This window comes from Kineococcus auxinigenes, assembly GCF_050871525.1.
In the GTDB taxonomy this organism is placed as follows: domain Bacteria; phylum Actinomycetota; class Actinomycetes; order Actinomycetales; family Kineococcaceae; genus Kineococcus.
The window spans coordinates 24,822-48,656 of record NZ_JBKBCT010000015.1; the positions used below are offsets into that span (position 1 = coordinate 24,822).

Genomic DNA, 23,835 nt, shown 5'->3' on the forward strand with positions numbered 1-23,835 from the left:
GTCGCGCGCTGTTCCCCGAAAGCCCATCACTCTGCGTGAGGGTTCGGTAGGGTCGTCGTGTCGCATAGTGGCCCCGGTCGAGTTCCGTCGGTGATGCCGCGGTGCCGGTCGCGGGTGTCCGCGCGGAGACCGTCGAGGGGTGCGGACGTGTACCGCGCGCCGCCGCTGAGGAGGACCGTGACTCTGCAATCGTTCACGCGCGCCCGCTGGCCGGCCCTGCTCGTGCTGGGTGCGGTCGGGGTGTGCGCGGTGGGAGCCCTGGCCTCGAGCGCGGTCGGGGTGGTGACGCTGGCGCAGACCGTGCTGGTCGCGCTCGCGTGCGGCGCGCTGGTGCTGCGGGCGGTGCGGGTGCGCGCCGAGCGGGCGGTGTGGGTGCTGTTCGCCACGGGCGCGAGCCTGCCGGCGGTGGCGAACGTGGCGCTGCTGTGGTCCAGCCGGGGGGTGCCGGCGGTGCGGTTCCGGGCGGCGGACGCGCACCCGGTGCTGGCGCTGGGTGCGCTGGCCAGCTACCTGCTGCTGTACGCCGCGCAGGTGAAGTGGTTGCGCGGGCGGCAGCAGCACCCGGTGCCGGGAGCGTGGGCGCGGGCGGTGTTCATCGTCTTGACGTGCGCGACGGTCAGCGCGGCGACCCTGGCGCCGTGGCTGGGCCAGCGGGCGGGGTTCGGGACGGCCGCGGCGAACGCGGTGGCGGGACGGCCGCTGCTGGACCTGCTGCTGGTGGTGATCGCCGTGGTCCACGGCGTGCAGGTGGGCTGGCGCGCGGACCGCCGCCTGGCGTGGACGGTCGTCGCGTTCGCCTCGCTGCTGGTGGCGGACGTCCTGCGGGTCGCGCGGGACGGCGGTGTGCTGCACTCGCCCGCCGTCCAGGTGGGGATCGACACGTTCACGCTCGGTTCGCTGCTGGTCTCGGCGGGGGCGGCGTGGCTGCCGCCGGTGCTGTGGAACGAGAGGGTCGTCACCCGCCGGCCGGTGCTCGTCAGCCCGGCCATCGCCCTGGCCGCGGCCACCGGGGTGCTGCTCTGGGACCGTCGCGAGGCCCTGCCGCCGCTGGCGGTGCACCTGGCCGCGGTCGTCCTGGTGGGGGTGACGGTGAGCATCGTCGTGGTGGCGCGGCAGGTGATGGACCTGGCGAACCGCCACCGCCTGGCCCTGACCGACCCCCTCACCGGCCTGGGCACCACCCGCGCCCTGCTGCAGCACCTGGAAGCGGTCGGCGGCACCCGGGGCGAGCGCGGGCGGCGGGTGGCGCTGCTGGTGATCGACCTGCACCGCTTCCAGGACGTCAACGAGCACTTCGGCCACGGTCACGGCAACGACCTGCTGCGCCAGGTCGCCACCCGCCTGCAGCGCCACGTGCCCGCGGGGGCGGTGGCGGTGCGCCTGGGCGGGGACGACTTCTGCGTGCTCCTGCCCGACTCCGGGGAACAGCAGGCCCGGGAGCAGGCGGAGGAGCTGCGGGCCGTGCTCGCCGCGCCCTTCACCCTCGCGGGGCACGAGGTGCACGTGGGCTCGTACCTCGGCATCGCGACGTGGCCGTTCACGCAGGTGGTGCGGACGGCCGTCGACGACGGCGCCGCGGGTGCGCGGGAGTCGAGGGAGTGGATGGAACTGCTGCGCCGGGCGGGGGTCGCCGTGCACGGCGCGCGGGGTCGCGAGGACCGCGTCGCGGTCTACGACGGTGCCGCGGACCGCGCCGACCGGGACCGGTTGCGGCTGGCGCAGGAGCTGCGTTCCGGGATCGGCGCAGGTGAACTCACCGTGCACTACCAACCGCAAGTCGACCTGCGCACCGGCACCGTCGTGGGCATGGAAGCCCTCGTGCGCTGGCAGCACCCCCACCGCGGCCTGCTGGCCCCGGCAGCGTTCCTCGACGTCGCCGAGGACCACGGCCTGATGGAAGCACTGACCACCGCGGTGCTGCACCAAGCCGTGCACGAAGCCGCCGGCTGGCACGAAGCCGGACACCGCTTGCGCATCGCGGTGAACCTGGCCGCCAGCTCCCTGATCGGCCCGCTCCTGCGACCCCTCGTGCACGACGTGCTGGCCGGCACCGGCCTGGACCCGGCCGCACTGGTCCTGGAGATCACCGAAACCACCCTCATGCTGGACCCCCAGCGCAGCCGCGCCACCATCGACGAGCTCATCGCCCTGGGCGTGGCCGTCAGCATCGACGACTACGGCACCGGCTACTCCAGCCTGGCGTACCTGCAGGACCTGCCGGCCGTGGAGCTGAAGCTGGACCGCTCCTTCACCTCCCGCCTGGGCAGCGACCCGCGCACCGCAGCGATCATCGCCAGCACCGCCGACCTCGCCCACAGCCTGGGCCTGCGCCTGCTCGTCGAAGGCGTCGAGGACGCCGCCACCCTGCACCGCCTGGCCGCGTTCGGGGTCGACGAGACCCAGGGCTACCACCACGCCCGCCCCATGCCCGCCCACGACGTGCTCGACTGGCTGCAACGGCACGAAGCGGTGGCGGTCGCCCAACCGAAGAAGACCCTGCGGACCCTCCACTCGTAGGAGTCCCTTCGTCCCCGCCGGACACCGGTGGGGCCGCGGGGCGGGTCAGGAGACGGTGACCCGCCCGGTGGCCGACTCCCAGGTCATCGAACCGCGCTGGTAGTCCTGGCGGACCCCGCCGGGCACGGGGTGTTCAGCGCTGACGGGGTACCCGAGGGGGGAGTTCTCCCACCCGAGGGCGGCGTACCGGTCCCCGATCGCGCCCTTCACCTCGTGCGCACCGGTGCCGGCCGTCCAGTACACGAGACCGCCCTGGTACCGCTGGACGACACCGCCGTCCTTGATGCGGATCTCACCGCTCGTGGGGTACCCCAGCCCGGAGTTCTCCCAGCCCTCGCCGGCGTACAGCTCCCCGATCGCGCCCTTCACCTCGTGCGCGCCCGTACCGGCCGTCCAGTACACGAGACCGCCCTGGAAGCGCTGCACCACACCGCCGTCCTTGATGCGGATCTCACCGCTCGTGGGGTACCCCAGCCCGGAGTTCTCCCAGCCCTTGCCGGCGTACAGCTCCCGCACGGCACCGGTGACGACGTGCGCCCCGGTGGCGGGCGTCCAGTAGATGAGCCCGTCCTCGAAGCGCTGCACGCGCCCGCCGTCGCGGACGGGGAACTCCTCCCCGTCGGGCAGGCCGATGCGGCCGGCGGCAGCACCCGTCGCGTCGTAAGCGCCCTGGATGGCGCCCGTGACGACGGCGGGGCGGCCACCGACCCCGGCGTACGTGGTGGAACCGTCCGCGTTCCGCACCGGGCTCCCGGGCTTGGGGGTGGCGGTCGTGGTGGGCTCGGGGGTTGAGGTCCGCGTCGGCTTCGGGGTGGCGGTCGGCTTCGGGGTGGCGGTCGGCTCGGGAGCCGGGGGGCTGACCGGGGTCGGAACCGCTGTCGGGGCCGCGACCGGTGCCGGGGCCGGCGTGATCACCGGTGTGCTGACCGGGGTGGTCGGGGACGGCGTCGCGACGGGAACGGTGTAGTTCACAGACGCGCTGGGGGCGCTGGCGAGGCCGGTGCCCTTGGTGTTCGTGGCGCTGACCGTGAACGTGTACGAGCCGCTCCGGGTGAGGGTGAACTCGGTGGACGTGCCGGTCACGGTCCTCGCCGGCTGGGCGGCACCGTCCTCGGCGGGGGTGACGGTGTACCCGGTGACGGCCGACCCGTTGCCCGCGGCCGCCTGCCAGGTGACGGTGGCGACGGCGCCGGTGAGCGATGCGGTCACCCCGGTCGGCGCGGCGGGGACGCCGGCGACGAGGAGGGGCGCGGACGCGGCGGACTCGGCGCCGTACCCGGCCTCGTTCTTCGCCTTGACCCTGAAGGTGTGGGTGGTGCCGTCGGCCAGGCCGGTGAAGCTCGCCGTCGTGGCCGGCGCGGTGACGACCTGGGCCTTCCCGGTGAGGGGTGTGCCGTCGACGTACGGGGTGACGGTGTGCTCGGTGGTGGTTCCGCCGTTCGCGGCGCCGGGTGTCCAGCTGACCGTGGCGGCACCGCTGCCGGAGGAGGTAGCGGTGACGCCGGTGGGGGCAGCGGGGGCGGTTGCAGCGAGGGTGATCTGCACGCTCGCGGCGGCGCCGTCGTAGGAGATGGTCTTCACGCGCAACCGGCCGCTGGCGGAGGTCAGCGTCGAGTCCTTCGGCACGACCCAGTCCGCATCGCTGGGGCTGCCGGTGGGGCTGCCGTCGAGCACGACGGAACCACCGTCGGTCAGGTCCCGCTTGGTGACGCGGACGCCCTTGACGGGCCGGCGCCAGTCCGATGCGGCGAGGGCGTCACCCGCGCTGTCGCCGCGCAGTTCGACGTAGTAGCTGATGCCGCCGTCGACGACCTCGAGGCCGTAGGTGCCACCGTCGGAGGCGACGGGCAGGGCCTTCAGGCTGTAGGTGCCGGACTGGGTGACGGTCTGGATGCCGCCGGACTGGAGCCCGAGCTTGTCCTGGCCGGCGACCCCGACGTTGCCACGCCCGATCGTGGGGCCGGAGTAGGACATCACGTCGAAGAGGTCGCCGTACGGGACCCACTGACCGCCGCTGTACCCGCCGCTGTAGGCGATGTCGCTCAGGGTGGGGTGGTAAACCGCGTTGGCGTGGCTGAGGCTCAAGTTGTGGCCCAGCTCGTGGGCCCACAGCGAGGGCTCCAGGTCGGTGACGTACAGCATCCCGCCGACGCTCGGGCTGAATCCGATCTCACCCTTGCCGTAGGCGTCGCACTGCTTGTCGTGGTAGGCACTGGCGGGCACCACGACGACGAGGTGGTCGTTCGCCCCACGGTTGTAGCCGGTCTTGCCGGCGGCCTCCCTCCACATGCCGCTGTAGTTGGCGCAGGTGTTCTGCGACTGGTACCACGGCACGGTCGTGGTGGCCGTGAAGGTGATCGCACCGCCGGTCTGGGAGCTCCAGTAGGCGGACGCCTCGGCCAGTGCGCCCTTCACCTGCTCCTCGGTGAAGGGCTGGGCGTCCTGGGTGGCGCCGGCGGGGACTGCCATGGCGATGCGCACGGTGTGCGGGGTGGCGGTGTTCGCCACGGTCCCGGGCACCGTGCCCTCGCTCGCGGCGGCGACGTGGCTGACGCTGAGGACGTCGAGTTCCTCGGCGTCGGCGTCGGCGACGCGGACCACCACGTCGGTGCCGCTGGGCAGGGCCTCGACGCGCGGGTGGTCGACGCTCTTGAGCTCCCCGTCGCCGGTGTCGAGGAAGGTGGCGATGTCGTCCGCGTGCTCGTGGCCGGCTCCTTCGGCGTGCTCCCCGAGGCCCGTGTCGGTGGCGACCTGGACGACCTCGGCGGAGAGGTACTCCCCCGTGCTCGCGGCTGCGGAGGAGGACGGGGCCGTCAGTGCGAGGGCGGGGGCGATGGCGAGCAGCCACGCCCACGTGCGGGCAGTGCGGGACATGCGGTTCTCCTCGGACGGCAGGGCGGACCTGTCCGTCCGTCGACCGCTAGCGGCCAGTTCTTCAGGAGGAGGAGCCAACTCACACGCAGGAACACTCGATCGGGCCAGTCACCACGCCACCGGGCACCCTGAGGGTGGAACCGTGTCGGAGGGGCCTCAGTTGAACGGGCGCACCACCGTGGGGGCCACCGTCTCCGCACCGCGCTCGGTGGTGATGTCCACGACGCGCACGACGCCGCGCTGGTTGGGCGACTCGATCATCTTCCCGCCGCCGAGGGCGATGGCGACGTGCACGATCCGGCCGGTGGAGTCGGAGGTGTAGAAGACGAGGTCGCCGCGCTGCACCTGCGCCAGCGGCAGGTGCCGCAGCCCGCGGTGCGCGTACAGTTCGGCGGAGGTGCGGTAGTCGGCCAGGGGGTGCTTGTCCACGGTGACCGGCCGCGGGGACAGGCCGGCGGCGAGCATGGACTGCAGCACCAGGCCGGAGCAGTCGGTGCCGTACCCGACGGGCCCGGCACCGCCCCACACGTACTCGGTGCCGAGGTAGCGGTGGGCGACCTCGATCATCTTCTCGGCGCGCTGGGCGGCGAGGGCGTTCGGCGCGACCTCGATGGGGTGCTGCCAGCCGTCCATGCAGAAGTCCTCGGCGATGCCGAGGCGTTCCCAGGTGGTGCGGTCCACCACGCCGGTGACGGGCAGGCGCGCGGAGCGCTGGAACGCGCGGACCGCGTCGGTGGTGGCGCCCTTGTTCCACTCGACCTCGCTGCCGGGCAGGCCGAGGCGGCGCTGCACCAGTTTCACGCGGGAGCCGTTGTAGCCGATCTCGATGGGGCGGCACGCCGCCACGGGCTGGTGCCAGGACGTCGGCCGCAGCCACGGGCCGGTGTCGTCGGTGATGGTCACCTCGGTGGCGCCGGTGGTGGCGTTCCAGGTGATGTACCCGCGCTGGAAGTCGCTGCGCCGGCCGCCGGGCACGTCGTGCTCGTCGGTGACGGGGTACCCGAGCGCGCCGGCCTCCCAGCCGTGCTGCCCCCACGCCGCCTGGATCGCGCCGCGCACGACCTTCGCGCCGATGCCCTCGACCCAGTAGGCGGTGCCGCCCTGGAACGTCTGCATCCGGCCGCCGTCGGTGGCGAGCGCCACCTCACCGGTGACGGGGAACCCGAGGTACCCGTTCTCCCAGCCCTGCGCGGCGAAGAGGCCACCGAACGCGCCGCGCACCTCGTGCGCTCCCGACGCGGGCGTCCACAGCACCAGCCCGCCCTCGAACCGCTGAACGCGCCCGCCGTCGCGGACGGCGAACTCCTCGCTCGTGGGGAACCCGAGGGGGCCGTTCTCCCAGCCGGTGCGTGCCCACTCCTCGCGGATCGCCCCGAACACGGGGTGCGCGCCGGTGGCGGACGACCAGTAGAACGTGGCGCCCTGGAAGACCTGCGCTCGGCCACCGCGGGATACGCCGAACTCGGCGCCCGTGCACGAGCCCGCGGTGGACCGCTCGGCGCCCATCGCCCGCCAGCGGGCGCCGATGTCACCGGAGGGGGTGCAGGGCGCGGCGTGCGCGGGGGCCGGCAGGCCGGTGCTCGCGGGGGCGAGCGCGCCGAGCAGGCTGAAGGAGAGCGCACCGGCCACGGCCAGTGCCGCGCGGGTGGTCCAGCGTCCGGTCACGATCCGCACTTCCCGTCCTCCTCCTGCCGAGCTCACCGCCCCACCGCGACGCGGGGGCTCCGCTCCCCATCGGCGAGCGGAGCTCCCGTCCGAGCGTTCAGGAGGGGCGGGCGGCGCCCACGTAGAACCGGTCGGTGGTGCCGCGGCGGTCGAGCTCGGCCTGCGTCGCCTGGGGGGTGGTGGCGGCGCCGGTGAGGAGCAGCGGGGCGGCGGTGTTCGCGGCGAACGGTCCGGCGGCGAGCGCGTCGGGGTAGTTCTCGCCGACGGCGAGGACGGCGGCGGTGCTGTCCGGGAAGAAGCGCTGCCCGACGGCGACCGCGGTGCCGTAGCGGTCGGCGCCCTCCAGGCGCTCGAAGGTCGCGTCCTGGTACCCGAGGGCGCGGATCTGGTCGAGGACCGTGTCGGAGATGGCGCTCTGCCCGCCGAGGACGATGAACCGGCTCGGCTTCAAGGGGAGGAAGGTCTCGCCCGAGAGGGCGTAGCGCACCGGCTCGGGCAGGGAGGTGCGGCCGACGAGGACGATGGGCGCCCCTTGGCTGCCGGCGGCCGCTGCCCCGGCCAGCGCGTCGGGGTAGTTCTCACCGGTCGCGAGAAAGATCGTGTCCGGCTCGTCGAAGAGGATCCGGGCGGTGGTGACGGACGTGTCGTACCGGTCGTCACCGTCCAGGCGAAGGACCGAGTAGCCGAGCCGCTTCAGCTCCGTCTCGACGGCGGTGCTGACAGAGGCCGTGCCACCGATCAGGTTGATCGCACTCGTACCGAGTCGTTCGAGCTCGTCCAGGGTGGCCTGCGGGACGGTGTAGCGGCCGGTGAGCAGCACCCGGGTCTGGTCGCCCGCCGCAGCAGCACCGGCGGCGAGCGCGTCGGGGAAGTTCTCCCCCGTCGCCAGGTACACGGCGTACGAGCTGCCCTCGAACTGCGCGGAGACGGCGGCGGCGGTGCCGTAGCGGTCCTGTCCGAAGATCCGTTCGTCGGCGGCCTGGGCCGGGACGGCGGTGGCCACCCCGAGGGCGGCGGCGAGGGTGAGGGTGAGCAGGGCCGGGCGGCGCATGGTGTCTCCTGGGTGGTCGCGGTGCCCGGTCAGTGTGGCAGCGAGCGGTGCAGCGCACCGGGGAACGGCTGATGACGGGTTGTCAGGGGCGCAGGTAGATCCGCCGGTGGTGCAGCACCGCGGCCAGCGCGGTCCACGCCGCGAGCATCAGCACGGTGAAGCTGACCTGTTCGTGCCCGCCCACGGCGACCGCCGCGGCGATCCGCTGGGCGAGGGTGCGGCCGGCGCCGTCGACGTCGTGGACGAGCAGCGCCATGAGCACGTGGGAGCCGAAGTACACGAGCAGGCTGTTGCGCCCGAGCGCCTCCAGCGGCCAGATGGCGCGGCGCAGCGCGGTGGGGGTGCGCGCGGAGTCCAGCAGCACGTGCCCGCCCAGCAGGGCCAGACCGGTGCCGGCGGCGACGGCGAGTGCGAACGGCGCGGTCCACAACCGCTTCATCGCGGGCACGTCCACCCCGGCGGCGAGGTCGGGCACGGTGCCGCTCAGCCACGCCACGGCGGCCAGGGCCGCGACGAGGACGAGGGCGGGCCCGGCGGCCTGGCGGGGGGAGTCGCCGCGTGCGCGGGCGGTCAGCAGCAGGTGCCCGAGGCAGGCGCCGGCGGCGGCGGACACGCACGCGCCGAGGATCGCCAGCAGACCCTCGGGGTCGTGACCGGCGGCGCCCTGCCAGTAGACGTGCGGGGCGGTGAAGAGCGCGACGTCCACGGCACCGGAGGGGTTGCACTCGCGGGTGAGTTCTTCACCGGGGCAGGTGGTGGCGTAGGCGGCGAGCACGGCGGTGTGGGCGGCCGCCAGGAGGACGGTGATGAGGAACCAGCCGCGGGCGGTGCGGGTGAGCAGGTGCGCCAGGGCGATGACGACGACGACCCCGGCGTACAGCTGCAGCACCCCGGTGAACCGCCAGGTGGCCCACTCCCAGGACCCGGAGACGAGCGCGTTGTAGAGCAGGCCGACGGCGACGAGCACGAGGACGCGGCGGGCCAGGCTGCGCACGTCGGTGCGCCGGTGCATCGCGAACCCCAGCCCGCAACCGGTCAGCGCCACGAACACGGGGAAGACGAGGTCGAGGCCGTTCACCCCGGCCCACTCGGCGTGGTCGAACCACGCGGGGGTGAGCAGCAGGGAGTTCACCGCCACGCTCACGCAGAGCATGAGCCCGCGCACCACGTCCAGGCTGGTGACCCGCCGCTGCGGGCCCGCGGGGCGTTGCGCCGTGGGCGCGCTCTGCTGGGCCGGTCCGCTCACCCGGCCACTGTGCCAGCCCGCGGGGACGGCCGGGTCGCGATCTCCTGCCCGCACCGGCGTTGCCGAGACGCGGAGCGGGTCGCAGCGGGTCGCGCCACGTTTCCCGGCGCGAAGAGCGTGCCCGTGCGCGACGTCCGCAACCACTGCGCGCAGATCGTGCGGGAGGTGCAGGAGGGCGAGACCTTCACCGTGACCAGCGAGGGGCGTCCCGTCGCCACCATCAGCCCCTACAGCCCGCCGCAGCCGACCGGCCCGCAGACCTGGGTGCCCGTCGGACAGGTCGTCGGCGCTCTGTCCCACCTGCGCCCCGGCCTCGCCGACCGTCTCCGCGGCGACCTCGACGAGCTCGTCGACGGAGCCGCGGTGGCGCGGACGACCGGTTCACGCACGGTGACATGATGTCGCGGTGTTGCGCGGGGTGATCGCCACGGGAGCCGCGGTGGTCGTGTCGGCGCTGCTGACGGCCTGCACCTCCCCCGCGGCCGAGCCGTCCCCGGCGCCGCCGGCCGACGCGCTGGATCTCGTGGTGGCGCCACACCCGGACGACGAGCTGGAGGCGTGGTCCCTGCTCGCGGAGGAGCCGGGCGCCTACACGGTCTTCGTGACCCTGACGCTGGGTGAGGCGACCGCGAACTGCGCCCCCGGCGAGGTGGAGCGCGGCACCCGGACCGCGTGGGGTGAGATCGCCCCCGCTCCCCTGCCGCGGGGCCCGGGCACCGACTCGTGCAAGCAGGCCCGCACCGGCAGCTGGAACACCTTCCTGGACGCCGCCGCCGAGACGGACCCGCACCTGCCGGTGCTGGCGGAGATGTCGGCGTCCACCGTGGAGGTGGCCGGTCGCCCGGCGCAGGTGTGGGTGTCCGAGGACGGGGCCCGCGTCGCCGTCGACGGCGGCGACGGGCAGTTGACCGCGGACGGCGTCGTGGAGGCGGTCGAGGCGGTGCTGGACCTGCGCGGCGGGCGACTGCCCGACCTGCCGCTGCGGCGGGTGATCGGTGCGTCGTACGCGAACGACGCGCCGGACGCGGGGAAGAACCGGGCCGCCGACGGCACCTGCACCGCCCGCCCGTGCGAGGGGGACTCCCGCTACGCCGAGTACGAGCACCCTGACCACTGGGCGGTGCGGGAGGCGCTGCTGGAGCACGAGTTCGGCGGGCAGAGCGGTGCGTGCGTGGCGACCTGGCCGAGCGACCCCGCCGCCACGCGCACCACAGCGATCCCGGAGGGGACTTACGAGGCGTTCACCGGCCTCGGTGGTCGCGTCGACCCGGACGAGCCGCAGTCCCTCGCCCGGGAGGGCGCCTTCCAGCGCGCCTACGGGTGGCTGGCGTTCCCGGAGACGTACTGGCCGCAGACGGAACTGCCGGTGCCGGACGCGGACGGGCAGCCGCTGATCATGGCGCGTACGCAGACGTTCGCCTGCCGCTGAGGCTCACCGGCGGGTCCGCCGCGCCCACGGCACGGCGGACCGGTCGGTCAGCTGCCGAAGCGCGGGAGGCCGGGGCAGTGCCACCCGGCGTAGGCGTCGGGCACGTCCCCGGGCGCCAGGAGTTCGGCGGAGGTGGCGCCGCTGGGCGTCCAGACGCCGTCCTGGGCGATGTAGTTCTCCGCGGTGCCGATGAGCCGGTCACCGCTGGTGTCGGCCCAGTCGGTGGTGCGGATCGTGATGTTGCCGGGTTCCTCGCAGGTGATGCCCTGGTTCAGGGCGTAGGAGGCGTCGACGAACCACTCCTCGCTGCCGTCGGGGCCGGCCGTCGCGCGCAGGGCGCCGTCGCGCCAGGTCAGCACCGCGTTCTGCTCGGCGTGGGCGCCGACGCCGGTGAGGACGACGAGCTCGGCGCCGGGGCGGTCGTCCAGGGCGGTGGCGCCGACCCAGTCCGCGGTGGGCGGGTAGTCGCCGTCGGGGACGTCGAGGGTGGTGACGTCGCCGCGGACCCGCACCCGCACCTGGCGGGTGGCGGCGTCCTGCGCGCCGGCGAGGGCGACGTCGTCGGTGGTGCCGTCGCCGTCGACGTCGGTGGAGGCGACGCGGGTGCAGGCGGCGGTGGCGTCCCAGCAGACCAGGTCGGCGGCGGCCGCCCCGACGAACGTGGTGCGATCGCTGCCTTCGGCGAGCCAGGCGCGCACGAGGTCAGTGCCGGCGCCGCCGGAACCGGTGAGCAGGGTGGCGCGACCGAGGGGTGCGGCGGCGAGCGCGTCGACGAGGTGGTTCGCCTCGCCGCTGGTGACGAGCAGGTCGGTGCGGCTGACGCCGCGGCCCACGGCGTCGGCGGCGACGGCCGCGGCGGTGGTCCACCGGCTGTCCCCGCGCACGCGGGTGGCGGCGGGGAACTGGGCGGCGACCGCGTCGCCGACGGCGGCGGTGCCGCCGACGACGGTGGTGGAGGTGACCCCAGCGGCGCGCAGCTGCTCGGCGGTGGCCTGCGCGTCACCGGTGGTGGGGGCGAGGACGAGGGGTTCGGCGAGCCGGGCGGCGGGGCCACCGGCGGCGAGGGCGTCGACGAGGTGGCCGTCCTCCCCGGAGGCCACCCAGGCGTGGGTGGCGCCGGGCTGGAGGGCTGCGACGGCGCGGGAGGTGGCGTAGCGGTCCGCCCCCTGCACGATCCCGACGTCGGTGACGCCGGCGGCGGCGAGCTGTGCCTGGACGACGGGCGCGACGGCGGCGGAACCGCCGACGATGAGCACGGTGCTGATGCCCTGGGTGCGCAGGTGCTCGGCGACGACGTGGGGCAGCTCGTCGCGGGCGGTCAGCAGCACGGGCGCGGCGAGGCGCCGCGCGAGCGGCGCGGCGGTGAGGGCGTCCACGAGGTGGGCGCCCTCACCGTTGACGAGGACGGCGACGTCCGCGTCGGGGAAACCGGTGCGGGCGGCTTCGACGGCGGTGGCCCACCGGTCGGGGCCGCGCAGTTCCAGGGTGCCGTTGGCGGCGTCCGCGCCGGGGTAGGTGCGCCCGCACCCGGGGTGGTTGATGGGTAGGCCCGTGGCGCAGCTGGCGGTGAGGGTTTCGGCCGGTGCGGCGGCGGCCGGAGCGGGGGCGGCGCTCAGGGCGGTGGTGGCCAGGGCGGTGGTGGCGGCGAGGCCGCCGAGCAAGAGGGCGGTGGCGCGGGGAGCGGTGCGGTGGGGCACGGTGGTCCGTCCGACGCGGGGACAAGGGCAGCCGCACCCCGTCGGGACGCGGTGCCCCACCCTGGCACGTCGCGTCCCGGGTTTTCGGCCGTTCGGTGAGGTTCGACCCTCGGGCGGTCGGCGTTCGGGTCGGGGTTACCGGGATGCGTCACCAGGGCTCGGCGCGGGCGTCCCGGGGAACCCGGAGCGCACCGACCTGGCGGGTGCTGTGATGGGGGCCCGCAGATCCGAGGGGGCCGTGGTGGGACGACGCACGACGTTGGGGCCGCGGCGACGGCGGGTGCGCTGCTGCTGGGTCTGGGGGGTGCACAGGCCGCCACCCCGGACGGGCCGCTGCTGGCCTTCACGGGGTACCCGCCCGGGCGCACCAGATGAGCCTACTGACGGTGGACGCCGTCACCGGCGCCCAGCACGAGGTCGCGGCGGAACCCGCGCAAGACGTGTCCTGGTTCCCCGGCGACACCCGCCTCGCGTGATCGGCTACGGCGTGGGCTCGGACGGTGCGGAGGCCTCGCGCGCCCTCGTCGCCGGTGCGGACGGTGCGGGGCGTCCTGAACTGGGTTCCGCGGGCGGCTGGCGGTCCCTGGCCTGAGGCGCGGACGGGACGCTCGCGTGGTTGCGTGCCCCCGCGGACGCAGCGATGTGTGAGGACCTCGCCCGCCTGGCGCGGCTGGACGTCGTCTTCCGCAACCTCACGAACCACATCGCCCGGTCCCTACTGGAGGCCGGCAGGTTCAGTCCCCGACTACACCCTCGATCGTGAAGAGCCGGCAATCAAGGCCCACATATACGAACTGGGGCCCTGGCTCATATGCCAGGGCCCCAGCTTGAGGAGCGTCAATCACCAATAAGTGATGATATCGCTCCGAATCAGACGTAGATGAACCCGCCCGTTTCGGTGTCGTTGCCATCAGGGTCCACCACGGTCACATTGACCGTACCGGTACCCTCCGGGGTGGTCACCGTGATCTCGGTGTCGCTCACCACGTCGAAGGCCGTGCCCGGGGTAGTGCCGAAGTTGACAGCAGTCGCGTTGGCGAACCCAGTCCCCGTGATGGTCACAACGTCGCCACCCGCAGCCGCCCCCGTCGCGGGGTTCACGGTGGTGATGGACGCAGCCGCAGGCGCGGGGGCAGCAGCTTCGTAAACGAAGCCGCCCGTTTCGGTGTCGTTGCCATCAGGGTCCACCACGGTCACATTGACCGTACCGGTACCCTCCGGGGTGGTCACCGTGATCTCGGTGTCGCTCACCACGTCGAAGGCCGTGCCCGGGGTAGTGCCGAAGTTGACAGCAGTCGCGTTGGCGAACCCAGTCCCCGTGATGGTCACAACGTCGCCACCCGCAGCCGCCCCCGTCGCGGGGTTCACGGTGGTGATGGACGCAGCCGCAGGCGCGGGCGGCGTCGGCGTCACCGGGGCGGCCGAGACCGTCAGCGCGAAGGTCGTGGCAGCGTCCTCAACCAGGTAGTCGTCGACCGACAGGCTGGCCACTCGGGTCGGGTCATCCAGGGCCACGGTGAGGGCGTCCTCGAAGCCAGCGAGAGTCACCGGGTCGCCACCGAGGGAGTAGAGCGGGCCATCACCGTAGTTGAACTGAAGGGTCGCACCATTCACCGTGACGTACGCGACGTTCGCATCGGTGTCAGCCTCGACAACGGGGCCCGCCTGCGGTTCCGCCGACTCCTCCGCCTCGGCGTACCAGGTGACCTGAGCCGGAGCGACCTGGTTGACGTCGAGGTCCGCGTCGCTGTCGGTGTTCACACCGGCAGTCACCGTGTCCACGGCCGGGGTGGCCGGGCCGGTGTAGTTCAGCGTCGCGATGCCCTCGGCGTTGCTGGTGCGCGTGAACGTCCCGTTGGGGTTACCGGGGCGGGCGATCGTGAAGACGACCTCCTCACCGGCCAGCGGGTTGCCGAACTGGTCGGTGACCTCGGCAGTCACGCTGGTGGCAGAACCCACCTCGGCGTACTCGGAGGCAGTGTCGAGCGTCAGCACGGAGGTGGCGGCAGCGGCGTCGGTCCAGTTGACCGTCGAAGTCACCTGGGGCTCTGCGGCCACGTCGTCGTTGATGCGGTCACCGTCGGCGTCGAGCCAGGCGACGATGGTGTCCTGGGTCGTGTCACCGGTGTTGGTGCTGGGGTCGGCGAGCGTGTAGCTGAAGGAGGCCACACCATTGGCATCCGTCGTCGCGGTCTGCGTGCTGACGACGGTGTTGCCACGGCTCACCTGGAAGACCACGGTCTCGCCGGCGTAGGGAGCAGTCTCGAGGTCACCGTCGTCGTTGCGGGTGTCGGTGACGAGCTGGACGCTCTGCTGGTACGTGGTCCCGTACTGGCGCAGCGCCTCCTCAGGGTCAGCGACCAGACCGGCGACCGTGGCGAAGGTGGTCACGGGGCCGACACCGAACGCGTCGACCGGCGCCCCATCGTCACCGACGTCCAGACCGTCCTCTTCAGCGTCCACGAAGACGACGGGGACGATGGCCTCCTCGGTCGCCGAACGGCCACCGATGGTGAAGGTGATGGAGCCGGCCTCGACCTCGGTGGTGACCACCGCGGAGGGCGAGCTGACGACGGTGTCGTTGACGGAGAGCACGCGGGCACCAACGGTACCCAGGTCCGCAATGCCATCGGTGTCCTCGAAGCTGACGACACCGTTCGCGTTGGCGACGGCGTCCGCCGACGCGAGGGCGATGGTCACGTCCCCAGCGGGCAGACCGGCAACCGTGTAGCTGACCTCGCTGCCCTCGCCCACCACAGCATCATCGTTCGCCGTGATGGTGAAGTCCTGGTTGGTCGGTGCAGGCTCGACCGCGCCAGCGGCCTGCTCGGCCGCCTCGACGACCGACGCCGGGATGGCACCGGTACCACCGATGGCGAGGCCGGTGACCAGCGTCTCCTGGTTGGCGGTCAGGTAGCCCTGCGCCTCGGTGCCGAGCACATCACCGGCGGTGAGGATGATCGGGAAGTTCTGCTGCGCAGCCCACACCGACGCCGGGAGGGCGTCGACCGGGCGCCAGCCGTTGACCAGGGCCACACCGGTGTTCGAGAAGCCGAACGCCTCGGTGTTGGCGATGTCGACGGCGGTCGCCTGGCGGTTCGCGCCGCGGATGCGCTCGACGGTGACGTCGTTCGCCTCGAGCTCCTCGACCACGGCCTCCGACACGGCGGCGGTGCCACCGAGGACGGTGACCTCGGTGATCTCGTTCTCCGCCAGGAAGGCGGCAGCGGCCTCGCTCAGCGCGCCGGTCTCGGTCAGCAGGACCGGGGTGCCGGACTTGGCCGCGTAGGGGGCGATCGCCAGGGCGTCGGCGAAGTCGTCACCGCGGGCGAGGAAGACCGAGGTGGGGGCCGTGTCGGCGTTGTCCACGACGGTCTGCGCCAGGGCGGCAGCGGTCTCGTAGCGGGTGGCGCCGTCGATGCGCTCGATGGTGCCGGGCAGCTCACCCTCGACGGCCGCGGACACGGCGGCGGAGCCACCGACGATCCAGGAGGTCGACGGGTCGAGCTGCTCCAGGGCGGCCACGGTCGCCGCCGGAACCTCGTTGCTCGTCACGTACAGGATCGGGATGTCGGTCCCGGCCAGCACGGAGGCAGCCAGGGCGTCCACCGCGTTGTCGCCGTTGGCGACGATGACGTTCTCGGCGCCGTTCGGGAACGCGGCCAGCGCGACGCTGGCGGCGGTCTCGAAGCGGTCGGCGACCTGAGCGGGACGGGTGATCTCGAAGTTGGGAGCGGCCGAGGCCGAGGTAGCGCTGAAACCGACGGTGGTCAGACCCACGAGAGCCGCGACGCCGGCCCCGATACCACGCCGGCGCAACCGGGAGGTTGCTGCGGTCACGATTGCCTCCAAGGCAGTTGTGAAGTGATGTTCCCCCCCACGGGGGCCGGCTCAGTGCGAGCCTGCTGCCGCCAGCTCCTCCACTACTCAGCGGAGTGCCCTGGTGACGCTGACGAACGTACACGAGAGTCACGATGGCAACACGGTGAGTGATGTGACTCGTGGGACTCGACCTGGCTGTAACGCAACCGACACACGGCGTGACCTGCACTTTTGCCCTGAGCGGCCCTACATAACAGTTTGGTAACGGGACGCCCCACCAGTCCCGCTGTCCCCTCCAGGCCCTCCCGCACTAGTGCGAACGGGTGGTGCCGCCCCCACGCAGGCACCCCCACCCCCTGACCCTCGCGGGGTCCCGCCCGGGCCACCGCAGGGCGCCGACCCGCGGGACACGGTCAAGACCCGCCCCCACCACGCCGATGCACACCCCGTGACAGCAGCAGCCCTCGCGACCCCGCGCGCCCGCGCCGCGGTCGCGGCCGTCCTCGCGCTGCCGCTGCTCGCCCTCGCACCCCTCGTCCAGCACCGCTGGCACACCGCCGACCACCTCACCACCGTCGTCGGCCTCACCTGCCTCCTCAGCGCCGCCCTCCCCCTGCTCGCGCGCTGGGTCCTCGGGCGGCTGCAGGCCCTCTCCTACGGCGTCGCCGCCGTCGTCTGGGGCGTCGGCGTCACCACCGCCGGCCTCTGGCCGCACACCACCCTCGGCCCGCTGCGCCTGACCCACCTGGCCCTCGCCGTCGCGATGCTCGGGATGCTCGCCCTCGGCGTCCAGCACGTCCTCGCCGTCCGCACCGGCACCGACGACCCCCCGCTCGTCCTCGACGCCCTCGTGCTCGGCAGCGCCCTCGCCGTCGCCGGCTGGGAGGTCCTGCACCGCACCAACCCCGACGGCGACACCGCCTGGCAGGTCACCGCCCTCGTGCTCGTCCTCGTCGCCTCCGCCCACGCCGGCATGACCACCGCCCTCGGCATCGAGCACACCCGCCTGCGGCCCGCCGCCATCGCCGCCGGCGCCATGACCGCCGCCACCACCATCGCCGCGCTCACCCCCCACCAGGACGTCGCGCACCTCGCGATCGTCACCGCCCTGCTCGCCGGGCTCATCGCCGCCGCCTGCGCCCCCGCCGCAGCACCCCGGCACGCCGGCGTCGCCGCCGCCCGCGCCGCCCGCCGCATGGAGATCGCCACCCTCGTGCCCGGGCCCGTGCTGTTCGCCGACATCACGCTCATGGTCGTCGCACCCCGCCCCGACCCCGCGCTCTTCGCCCTCTACCTGTGGGTGCTCACCGCCTTCACCGCCCGGCACGTCGCCACCGCCCGCGCCGTCGACCGCAGCACCGCGCGCCTGACCACCCAGGCCCTGCACGACGACCTCACCGGACTGCCCAACCGCGCCGCCCTCCAGCACGCCCTCACCGGCCCCGACCGCGACCACTGCCTCGTGCTGCTCCAGCTCACCGGCCTCGACGACGTCAACGACGTCCTCGGCGTCAGCACCGGCGACGCCCTCATCCGCGCCGCCGCCCACGAGGTCCGCCGCACCGCCGCCCCCTGGGGCGGCACCGCCCACCGCACCTCCGGCGACGAGATCGCCGTCCTGCTCCCCGGCGACGCCGAGCACGCCCTGCGCCTGGCGCACGTCCTCCTCGGCGTCGTCGCCGAGGTGCCCGCCCTCGTCCCCCACGCCGAGCGGTTCCCCCTGCGCGCCGTCGCCGGCATCGCCCCCTGCCCCGCCCAGCCCGCCGGCGGCAGCACCACCGGCACGGACGGCACCACCGCCCCCCTGACCGCGCTCCTGCACGCCGACATCGCCCTGCGCGACGCCCGCCTCACCGGCCCCGGCCACGTCTCCGTCTACTCCGGCGACGTCGCCGCCGCCCACGCCCGCCGCAGCCTCCTGCGCGAGCAGCTCACCACCGCGATCCGGCAGGGCACCGTCGACGTCCACTACCAGCCGATCGTGGACTTCCGCACCGGCCGCGTGGCGAAGTTCGAGGCCCTCGCCCGCTGGGACGACCCCGTCCTCGGGCGCATCCACCCCGGCGAGTTCATCGCCGTCGCCGAGGAGTCCAACCTCGTCGTCGCCCTCGGCGAGCACGTCCTGCGCAGCGCCGTCCACCTCGCCCACGACGCCGGCGTCTTCCGCGCCGGCGTCGGCCTCGCCGTCAACGTCTCCGTCGTGCAGCTGCAGTCCCCCGGCTTCGCCGACACCGTCCGCGACGTCCTCACCCGGCACCACGTGCCCCCGCACCTGCTGACCCTCGAGCTCACCGAGTCCGTCTTCCTCGACGCCGACTCCCCCGCCGAGCGCGTCGTCACCGAGCTCGCCGGCCTCGGCTGCCGCATCGCCATCGACGACTTCGGCACCGGCTACTCCGCCTTCGGCTACCTCGACCGGCTCCCCGTGCACGTCCTCAAGATCGACCGCTCCCTCACGAACTCCCTCACCGAAGCCGGCAACGGGCGCTCCGTCGTCACCTGCGTCGTCGACCTCGCCACCCGCCTCGGCCTCACCGTCGTCGTCGAGGGCGTCGAGACCGAGGAGCAGGCCGACGCCTGCCGCGCCATGAACGCCCCCCTCGGGCAAGGCTGGCTCTACTGCGCCGCCGTGCCGCGCACCGCCCTCGCCGAGCAGCTCACCCGCACCTACCCGGTGCCGGGGGTCCTGGCTCCCCACGCCTGACGGGTCTCGTGCCCGGGGGTGAGTTCGCGCCCGGGGGCCGGGGCGCCCTGCCCTCCGGGCTCTCCGCCAGCGACCGGGTGCGGAGCGCACCCGAGTGGGCCGGGCGGGCTCCGGACGCCCGGCGACCAGGACACCCCACCCCCTCCGACCTCACCGTGCCGACGGCTCACCGCGGCGGGGAAGGAGGGAAGGGTGGCGGCGGGTGCGGAGGTCGGCGTCCGGAGCCCGCCCCGCGCACCCGGGCAAGACGGTGCACCCGGCAGCGGGCGGAGAGCCGGCCGCAGCACCCGCTGCCGCCCACCCCGGAGGCGACCACGCGCCAGCGACCCCGCGCGACGCTCAGGCGCCGCTCGCGTCCTCCAGGCGCCCGGCGGCCTCCGCCGCCACCGCCCGCAGCACGTCCAGGTCCGCCTCGGTGAACTCGCGCGGCTCGCCCCCCATGACGCACACGGACCCCACGACCTGCCCGGACGCGGTGCGCAGCGGCACCCCGGCGTAGGTGCGCAGCCCGTCGACCGTCGCCAGCGGGTTCTCGCTGGTGGCGGGGTCGGCCAGCAGGTCGGGCACGACGAGCTCCTCGCCGGAGCGCACGACCCGCGCGCACAGCGCCCACTCGGCGGGCGTGGCGCGCGTCTCGGCCATCCAGCCGTCCAGGCCGTGGGCGCCGGCGATGACCTGGGCGCCGGTGAGGACGACGTTGAGCAGCGCCACGGGGGCGCCGGTGCCGTGGGCGCCGCGGGCGAGGAGGTCGGCGACGAGGGGCTGCACGTGGTCGACGTCGTCGGCGCGCAGGGCGGCGACGGCGTCGAGGCGGTCGTGGTCGTACAGGGGGTCGTCGGTGACGACCTGCGCGGAGGCCAGGTGCCGGGCCATCCACGCGTACCACTGCGGTGAGCCCTCGTCCGCGGGCGGGCGCTCGGGGTCGTGCTGCTGGTGCTGCTCGGTGGTCGTCACCTGGGTGCCCCCTTCGTCGTCTCCAGCACGCCGTGCACGCGCAGGCGCAGCAGGCAGCTGCGCGCGGCCAGGCGCAGCCGCGGGTCGGTGGCGTCGGCGGCGAGGCGCTCGCCGACGACGCGCATCTGCTCGGGCGCCAGCGCCGTGCCGTGCAGGCCGGTGGCGCGCACGGCGGCCGACCAGGCCAGCAGCGCCTGCTGCGGGCCCACGACCCCTGCGATCTCCTTGAGCCAGTCGACCACGGTGGGCCGGGCCAGGCCGCGGTTCGCGGCCGGCACCTGGGCGTTTCGCTGCACGTCCTCCCATCGGCGGGCGCGGGCCGTTCCCGCAGGAGCCGGACGGGTGCCCGCCGTCCCGGTGGTGCGGCGACGCACCCTTCCAGGCACGGAAGGTGACGAGATCGGCACGGTCCGTTCAGGCAAAAGCGCCCCACGAGAATCGTGCCGCCGCGATGATCGGACCAGGCGCGACCCCAGGAGGACGGGTGCACGGCGACGCAGCAGCACACCGGGCGGTTCGACCGGCGCGGTCGACGGACCGGCGCCGCCGGGCGTGCGCGGCGCTCGCAGTGGTCCTGATCACCACCTGGGCGCTCCTGCTGCCCGGCTACGACGGCTCCATCGACCGCGCGGTCGTCGCCGGCGAGTGCCTCGCCACCGTCGTCCTGCTCGCCATCACCGCGCTCGCGCCGTGCCGGCGCGCCCGCCACGCCCTGGCCCTGCTCACCACCTACGTCGGGCTCACCGCGCTGGGCGACGCGTACTGGCTGCTCACCGTCGACCCCACCGGCCTGACCTTCACCGACCGCGAGTTCGAGCCCGGCCCCACCGTCGCCGCCGAGGTCGTCCGCTACGCCGCCCTGCTGGGCCTGCTCGCCCACGCCACCCCCGTGACCGGCGGGCGCCGCTGGACGTGGCGGCGCGGCGTCGCGCAGGCGCAGACCACCGCCGGCGCGGCCGCGCTGCTGCTGCTGGCCACCCCCGCCGGGGCGATCGTCGACGACGGCCGCTCCTCGTCCCTGTTCTGCTTCTTCGACGTGGTCGTCGCGGCCACCGCCCTGGGCGCCGTCGTCGGCGCCGCCTGGACCACGCCGCGCCCCGACCGGCGCACCTCCCGCCTGCTGGCCGCCACCGCCACCGGCGTGGGCCTGCTCGTCCTCGGCGACGCCGTGGTCGTCCTCAGCCTGAGCGCCGCGTCCACCGCGGCCGGCGCCACCGGCATGGCCCTCGTCGTCACCGGCGGGGCCGTGCTGCTCGCCGCGAACCTGCACCCCGGGCGCCCGGCGCCCGCACCGGCCGGGTCGCTGCCGCGCGTGCCGGACCCCGCCCGCCCCGGCCCCCTCCTGGCCGTCACCGTCCTCACGCAGGTCCTGACCCCGCTGGCCGTCAGCGCCCTGCTCGCCGCCCGGCTCACCGCCGCCGCGCAGCCCGGCAGCACCACCGCTCCCGGCGCCGCCACCGTCGGCACCGCCGTCGCCGCCCTGGCCCTGTCCGTGCTGCACGCCGCGGCGCAGGCCCACCGCGCCCGCCTCGCCCAGGTCGCCGCCGCCGCCGCCCAGCGCGACGAGCTCACCGGCGCCCACAGCCGCCGCGGCCTGAACGCCCACGCCGAGCGGCACCTGGACGACACCACCGGCCCCGGCTGGACGCTCGCCCTGTTCGACCTGGACGGGTTCAAGGCCGTGAACGACACCTTCGGCCACGACGCGGGCGACGAGGTCCTGCGCGGCGTCGTCGCCCGCGCCGCCGCGGTCGTCGACGGCCACGGCGTCCTCGCCCGCCTCGGCGGCGACGAGTTCGTCGTCCTGCTGCGCACCGGACCCGCCGACGCGCCCGCCACCACGGCCGTGCTGGAGCGCCTGCGCGAGGCGGTCGCGGCGCCCGCCGAGCTGCCCGGCGGTGTCACCGCCCGCGTCGGCGCCTCCCTGGGCGCCGTCACCGCCACCCCCGGGCCCGACGGCCTGGCGGGCCTGCTCAGCGCCGCCGACCGGCGCATGTACGCCGACAAGCGCACCCGCCGGCCCGCCGCGCAGGTCCCCGCCCACGTGCCCGCGCAGCTCCCGGCCCAGCTGCCCGTGCAGGTCCCCGCTCAGGCACCCGGCGGCGGGGCGGGACGCCCCAGCAGGTAGCCCTGGCCGTGCGTCACGCCCAGCTGCGCCAGCTGAGCCAGCTCCTGCGGCGTCTCCACGCCCTCGGCCACCAGCGTCGCGCCCACCTCACCGGCCAGCCCCAGCACCGCGCGCGCCACCGCCCGCCGCGCCGGGTCCAGGTGCACGTCCCGCACGAAGCGCAGGTCCAGCTTCACCACGTCCGGAGCCAGCTCCGCCAGGTGCTGCAGACCCGCGAAACCCGCCCCCGTGTCGTCGATGGCCAGCCGCATCCCCCGCGAGCGCAACGGCTCCACGGCCCGCAGCAGACCCGCGTAGTCGTGCACCTCCTCGTGCTCGGTCAGCTCCGCCACCACGCGCCCCAGCGGGGCGTCCGCCAGCAGGGCGTGCGCCGCCGGGTGCAGCAGGGTGCGCGGGGAGAAGTTCAGCGACAGGTACGCGTCCGCCGGCAGCCGCGGCAGCAGCGCCAGCGCGTCGCGCACCACCGCCAGTTCCAGCCGCACGCCGAGGCCCGCGCCGGCGCCCAGCCGCTGCGCCGCCGCGAACACCTCGTCCGGGCGGCGGGGTGAGCCGTCCGCGTCGCGGAAGCGCGAGAGCGCCTCGAAACCCACCACCCGGTGCCCCGCCGCGCCACCCGCCGGGCCGAACCGCACGATCGGCTGCACCACGACGCTGCGGCCACCGCCGTCCAGGAACGCCTCCACCTCCGCGCGCTCCTGCGCGCGCCGGTGCTCCTCGTGCTCCTCGGCCGCCAGGCGCTCGCCCAGCAGCTGCGCCACCGTGCGCAGCGCCTCCACCTGCCCGCCGCTCAGCGGTGCCGAGGCGTCCGGGCCCAGGGCGGCCAGCACGCCGAACAGCGAACCGTCCGGCAGGTGCACCGGCAGCCCGCAGCAGGCCCCCACCCCCAGCCGCCGCGTGGTCGGCAGCGCCCTCAGCAGCGGGTGGGCGCGCGCGTCCGGCACCGACGTCGGCACCCGCCCGGACAGCAGCAGCGCCCCGTGCCCGTCCGCGAGGTCCACGCCGGTGCCCTCCACCAGGCCCAGGGGGGCGCGGGCGCCCGGGTCCTCGTCGACGGCCACCAGCACCTGGCGCCCGTGCGCCACCCGCGACAGGAACGCCGCCTGCAGGCCCGTGGTGCGGCGGGCCCCGGCCAGCAGCCGGCGCACCACCGGGGAGACCGCGCCCAGCGCGGCGTCGCCGTCACCGGCGCGCTCCTCGGTCAGGCCCAGGCCCGCGTGCAGCCGCGCGGCCGCCTCGGTGCGGCGCAGCACGTGCAGCACCGCCCCCGCCTGCCGGGCCAGCGCGGCCGCGACCTCCTCCTCGGCGGCGCCGAGCACCGCGCCGCCCAGGGGGTGCGCCAGGTGCAGCTCGCCCAGCACGCGGCCGTCCGGTGCCGTCAGCGGCACCGTCAGCGGCACCACCCCCGTCGGCACCGGTGCGGGCCCCGGGTCCGTCCCCCCGCGGGACGAGACCGCGGGCGCGCCGTCGCTGCCGGTCAGCAGCGCCGTGCCGTGCGAGGCGCCCGTCAGCGCGCGCGAGGCCGCGACCAGCCGGTCCAGCAGGTCCTGCTCACCACCGGCGTCCAGCAGCGAGACCAGCGCCGTCGCCACCTCCGCTGCCGCCGCCGGCACCGCGCGGGTCGGCTCGAGCACGTCCACGTCCACCACCCCGGCCCACCCCGCTCTCGCCCCGTGCCGGTCCTCCCGGCACCGGCCCACCATCGGCGCCGTCGGGCCCGCGGTGCAGGGGTGGGCACCCGTTCGCAGCAG

At 74.9% G+C, this 23,835-nt stretch carries 14 protein-coding genes; 5 read left to right on the top strand and 9 right to left on the bottom strand.

Going from position 1 to position 23,835, the window contains the following annotated elements; all coding sequences use genetic code 11:
* Positions 1-177: 177 nt before the first annotated feature.
* Positions 178-2,517 (top strand): putative bifunctional diguanylate cyclase/phosphodiesterase, encoded by a 2,340-nt coding sequence (locus ACRYR9_RS06895; protein ID WP_432493732.1) that lies wholly within the window; start codon positions 178-180, stop codon positions 2,515-2,517.
* Positions 2,518-2,562: 45 nt separating this feature from the next.
* Here ACRYR9_RS06895 and ACRYR9_RS06900 read toward each other — a convergent pair whose 3' ends face one another.
* The 4 genes from ACRYR9_RS06900 to ACRYR9_RS06915 all read right to left on the bottom strand — a co-directional run bounded on the left by ACRYR9_RS06900 (position 2,563) and on the right by ACRYR9_RS06915 (position 9,353).
* Complete coding sequence (locus tag ACRYR9_RS06900) at positions 2,563-5,391, bottom strand: fibronectin type III domain-containing protein (protein ID WP_432493734.1); 2,829 nt, start codon at positions 5,389-5,391, stop codon at positions 2,563-2,565.
* Between the two features lie 156 nt (positions 5,392-5,547).
* Entirely contained in the window at positions 5,548-7,056 is a 1,509-nt protein-coding gene (locus ACRYR9_RS06905; RefSeq protein ID WP_432540183.1) for an NlpC/P60 family protein, read from the bottom strand.
* 97 nt (positions 7,057-7,153) lie between these two features.
* Complete coding sequence (locus ACRYR9_RS06910) at positions 7,154-8,107, bottom strand: cell wall-binding repeat-containing protein (protein ID WP_432493738.1); 954 nt, start codon at positions 8,105-8,107, stop codon at positions 7,154-7,156.
* Between the two features lie 82 nt (positions 8,108-8,189).
* Complete coding sequence (locus ACRYR9_RS06915; RefSeq protein ID WP_432493740.1) at positions 8,190-9,353, bottom strand: heparan-alpha-glucosaminide N-acetyltransferase domain-containing protein; 1,164 nt, start codon at positions 9,351-9,353, stop codon at positions 8,190-8,192.
* A gap of 123 nt (positions 9,354-9,476) precedes the next feature.
* On the opposite strand from ACRYR9_RS06915, the gene ACRYR9_RS06920 reads away from it, so the two are divergent.
* Together ACRYR9_RS06920 and ACRYR9_RS06925 are read left to right on the top strand one after the other, a co-directional pair.
* The gene (locus ACRYR9_RS06920) at positions 9,477-9,752 is read left to right on the top strand and encodes a type II toxin-antitoxin system Phd/YefM family antitoxin (RefSeq protein WP_432493742.1); all 276 of its coding nucleotides are present in this window, start codon (positions 9,477-9,479) and stop codon (positions 9,750-9,752) included.
* A 7-nt stretch (positions 9,753-9,759) separates the two neighbouring features.
* Entirely contained in the window at positions 9,760-10,782 is a 1,023-nt protein-coding gene (locus ACRYR9_RS06925; RefSeq protein WP_432493744.1) for a hypothetical protein, read from the top strand.
* 47 nt (positions 10,783-10,829) lie between these two features.
* On the opposite strand, the gene ACRYR9_RS06930 is transcribed toward ACRYR9_RS06925, so the two are convergent.
* Entirely contained in the window at positions 10,830-12,479 is a 1,650-nt protein-coding gene (locus ACRYR9_RS06930; RefSeq protein ID WP_432493746.1) for a cell wall-binding repeat-containing protein, read from the bottom strand.
* Positions 12,480-13,349: 870 nt separating this feature from the next.
* Positions 13,350-16,319, bottom strand: coding sequence for a cell wall-binding repeat-containing protein (locus ACRYR9_RS06935; RefSeq protein WP_432493748.1), 2,970 nt, complete (start codon positions 16,317-16,319; stop codon positions 13,350-13,352).
* Between the two features lie 430 nt (positions 16,320-16,749).
* On the opposite strand from ACRYR9_RS06935, the gene ACRYR9_RS06940 reads away from it, so the two are divergent.
* Positions 16,750-19,005 (top strand): putative bifunctional diguanylate cyclase/phosphodiesterase, encoded by a 2,256-nt coding sequence (locus ACRYR9_RS06940; protein WP_432493750.1) that lies wholly within the window; start codon positions 16,750-16,752, stop codon positions 19,003-19,005.
* A 339-nt stretch (positions 19,006-19,344) separates the two neighbouring features.
* On the opposite strand, the gene ACRYR9_RS06945 is transcribed toward ACRYR9_RS06940, so the two are convergent.
* Entirely contained in the window at positions 19,345-19,959 is a 615-nt protein-coding gene (locus ACRYR9_RS06945) for a GAF domain-containing protein (RefSeq protein WP_432493752.1), read from the bottom strand.
* On the bottom strand, positions 19,956-20,255 hold the full coding sequence (locus tag ACRYR9_RS06950; protein ID WP_432493754.1) for a hypothetical protein: 300 nt from the start codon (positions 20,253-20,255) through the stop codon (positions 19,956-19,958). Before ACRYR9_RS06950 ends, ACRYR9_RS06945 begins: the two co-directional genes overlap by 4 nt.
* A gap of 272 nt (positions 20,256-20,527) precedes the next feature.
* Here ACRYR9_RS06950 and ACRYR9_RS06955 point away from each other — a divergent pair, with 272 nt between their 5' ends.
* Positions 20,528-22,087 carry a GGDEF domain-containing protein gene (locus ACRYR9_RS06955; protein WP_432493756.1) on the top strand — a complete coding sequence of 520 codons (1,560 nt, stop codon included), beginning with the start codon at positions 20,528-20,530 and terminating at the stop codon, positions 22,085-22,087.
* Here ACRYR9_RS06955 and ACRYR9_RS06960 read toward each other — a convergent pair.
* The gene (locus tag ACRYR9_RS06960) at positions 22,048-23,718 is read right to left on the bottom strand and encodes an EAL domain-containing protein (protein WP_432493758.1); all 1,671 of its coding nucleotides are present in this window, start codon (positions 23,716-23,718) and stop codon (positions 22,048-22,050) included. The genes ACRYR9_RS06955 and ACRYR9_RS06960 overlap by 40 nt on opposite strands.
* Positions 23,719-23,835: the final 117 nt, after the last annotated feature.